The sequence below is a fragment of the Parabacteroides sp. ZJ-118 genome (genome assembly GCF_011038785.1).
Lineage (GTDB): Bacteria > Bacteroidota > Bacteroidia > Bacteroidales > Tannerellaceae > Parabacteroides.
Map to the genome: position 1 here is coordinate 1 of NZ_JAAKDT010000116.1, position 841 is coordinate 841.

Annotated in this window: 1 protein-coding gene; it reads right to left on the reverse strand. The window is 53.9% G+C overall.

Annotated elements, in window-relative coordinates:
* A partial coding sequence (locus G7Y39_RS13440) for an IS66 family transposase (protein WP_370520381.1) occupies positions 1-689 on the reverse strand: 689 nt, incomplete at its 3' end.
* Positions 690-841 lie beyond the last annotated feature (152 nt).

Consider the following 841-nt stretch of genomic DNA (forward strand, 5'->3'; position numbering starts at 1 on the left):
TCTTTGGGGGTGCATGTCGCCAGAGCTGTCCGCATCCACACTTCAAGGCCCTTGAGTATGGGCATGGCAAGGCGTTGGCGCTCCGCACGGATCTCATCTGCCGACGCTCCGGCCTGCCTGAGATTTTCTTCAAGCGTATAAAGTGTGGCTATATATCTGACCGCTTCGCCGGCCAACGGATTGGACTTCTGCGCGTCGACAAATTCACGGCGTATGTGGGCCATGCACGCCAGGACTGTTATCCCGGGCACATCCTCAAATTCGTTGTATACTTTGTAGCCGTCGTTCTGTATCACGCCTTGGTATCCCCGCAGCTGCGTTCGCGGTATCTCTCCGGCGCGGCTGCCTTTATGATAGTAGAAGTATGTGCCTTTGGAATGCGGGCTCACGTCCCTGAACTGCCAGGCGTAACCCTTGCGGCAGGGCTGCCCTCTGCGGTCGGCTATATTCCACGGCACTTCGTCTATCTGCACATACCTCCCGGCCATCACGGCCTCCCGCTGGCTTTCATACAAGGGATAAAGCACGTTGGCCGCGGCATGCAGCCAGTCGTTTACCGTCGATGTGGGCAGTTTCAACCCCAGATTGGCGAACATCTTTACCTGCCGATACTCGGGAAGATGATGGTTGTACTTGTTGTCGACAAGGGTGGCAAGCAGGTCCGCTCCGACATGCCCCCCGCCGATGATGCTGTGTGGGCGTGGAGCCTGTACTACTCAAGTTTCGGATTTAGTATGATGCCATAAAAATGGTCATGAAAAAGGCTTTGAGAATTTCCGTATATGACGGAAATTTAGTAATTTAGAGGTGTTCAAACAGCTAAATACCATACTCAAAGCCA